The organism is Sulfurimonas sp. (assembly GCF_016744025.1).
In the GTDB taxonomy this organism is placed as follows: domain Bacteria; phylum Campylobacterota; class Campylobacteria; order Campylobacterales; family Sulfurimonadaceae; genus Sulfurimonas.
Map to the genome: position 1 here is coordinate 1 of NZ_JADGFC010000247.1, position 1,664 is coordinate 1,664.

Sequence of the window (1,664 nt, forward strand, 5' to 3'; positions counted from 1 at the left end):
GTTTGAGTAAAAGCTTGAAGTTAAATTTAGTAGATTATTATTTGGTCAATTATCAAAAAAAGCGAGTTTTTAAACCCCCGTTTTTTTAATTAAGTCAAATAAGAAAACTTGTTTTACTGGTCTTGAAAAAGGGAACCATTATATTAAGTTAATTTAAGTAATAGATTATAAGTCTACTTTATGCTTTAAGAGTTACAATTCGCTAATAGAATTATATTAGAGAGGATTTACTTTGCAAGATTCACAAGAGTACAAAGATAAAAAAGCATATTTTGAGAAAATAATTACACTATACGGCAGAAATGTTGTAATAGAAGCACTTCAAGATTCTTCGGTTGAAGTTCACAAACTACACATGGCATCTAGCAATAAACCTGATGGAGCTGTAAAGACTATTTTGGCACTTGCAAAGACAAGAAATATAGAGATAACATATCATGAGAAAAATTCTCTTAGTCGCATAAGTAAAAATGCTAAACAAGATCAGGGTGTTGCTATAGACATCATTGCTCAAACTTATAAGAGTGCATCTGAAATTAAAGATATGAATAGCTTTAGACTTATAGCACTTGATGGTATACAAAACCCTCAAAACCTTGGGATGATCATACGTTCATGTGCAGCTGGAAATGTAGATGGAATAATTCTTCCTAAAAAAAGCTCTGCAAAGATATCGCCCCTTGTTATAAAAGCAAGTGCAGGAACACTTTTCAAACTTCCAATTTACTATTGCCATACTCTTGAAGAAATTCTTCCAGATCTAGATGCAGAAACAAAGATATACTCTCTATCTTCTCATGCTAAAACTAGCATCTATGATGTTAAACCAAGCCAAAAGTCAATATTTGTTTTAGGAAATGAGAGCGATGGAGTTAGTCCTGAGGTTGAAAAACTTTGTAATGATGCAATGAGTGTACCGATGCAAAGAGGTGTTGAATCACTTAATGTAGCCGTAACAGCATCTCTTTTGGCTTTTATGAAATAAAGCATAAATGATGAATACTTCAATTCTAAATGGTATCGTTATACTATTTATTTTTCAGTTTATAGGGGAGTCTATTACTACTCTGTTTTCACTCATCATTCCCGGACCCATTGTTGGTATGGTTCTTTTACTTCTTTTTTTACTAATTATAAAAAGAAGTTTTGAGTCTTTAGATAGCGCAGCAGTTTGGTTGCTTAGATACCTAGCTTTACTAGTAATTCCTGCGACGGCTGGAATCATAACTCAGTTTGATATTATCTCAAAAGAATTCTGGCCTATAGTTTTATCTCTAAGTATAGGTACATTTGTATCCTTAGCTTTTAGTATGAAAATTATGGATGTGCTTATAACTAAACAAGGCAAAGACAATGAACATTGAAGCTTTATTACTTTATATAAACACTTCACCTCTTCCTTGGTTGATTTTTACTATAGGCTCATACAAAATTGGTGTCTTTGTTTATAAAAAGAGTAAACAAAATGATTTTTTACAACCTATTATTGTTGCTTATGCAATAATGCTTCCAATATTGCTTTTAAGTGGAGTTGATTATGAGCACTACTTTAAATCAACCGCAATTATGACTTAATTAAAAAAACGGGTGCATAAAACATTCATTAAAGTTCGGTATAGTAGGAGTAAACAAAGGTTTATTTACAAATGGCTGTAAAAAAGCTC

3 protein-coding genes are annotated in these 1,664 nt (G+C 31.7%); all 3 read left to right on the forward strand.

Going from position 1 to position 1,664, the window contains the following annotated elements; translation table 11 throughout:
- The first annotated feature begins 232 nt into the window (after positions 1-232).
- The 3 genes from QZZ48_RS15710 to QZZ48_RS15720 are packed head-to-tail and all read left to right on the forward strand — an operon-like array spanning position 233 to position 1,575.
- Positions 233-985, forward strand: a complete 753-nt coding sequence (locus tag QZZ48_RS15710; protein WP_294967195.1) for an RNA methyltransferase — start codon at positions 233-235, stop codon at positions 983-985.
- A gap of 10 nt (positions 986-995) precedes the next feature.
- Entirely contained in the window at positions 996-1,364 is a 369-nt protein-coding gene (locus QZZ48_RS15715; protein ID WP_294967196.1) for a CidA/LrgA family protein, read from the forward strand.
- The gene (locus QZZ48_RS15720; protein ID WP_294967197.1) at positions 1,354-1,575 is read left to right on the forward strand and encodes an LrgB family protein; all 222 of its coding nucleotides are present in this window, start codon (positions 1,354-1,356) and stop codon (positions 1,573-1,575) included. Before QZZ48_RS15715 ends, QZZ48_RS15720 begins: the two co-directional genes overlap by 11 nt.
- Positions 1,576-1,664: the final 89 nt, after the last annotated feature.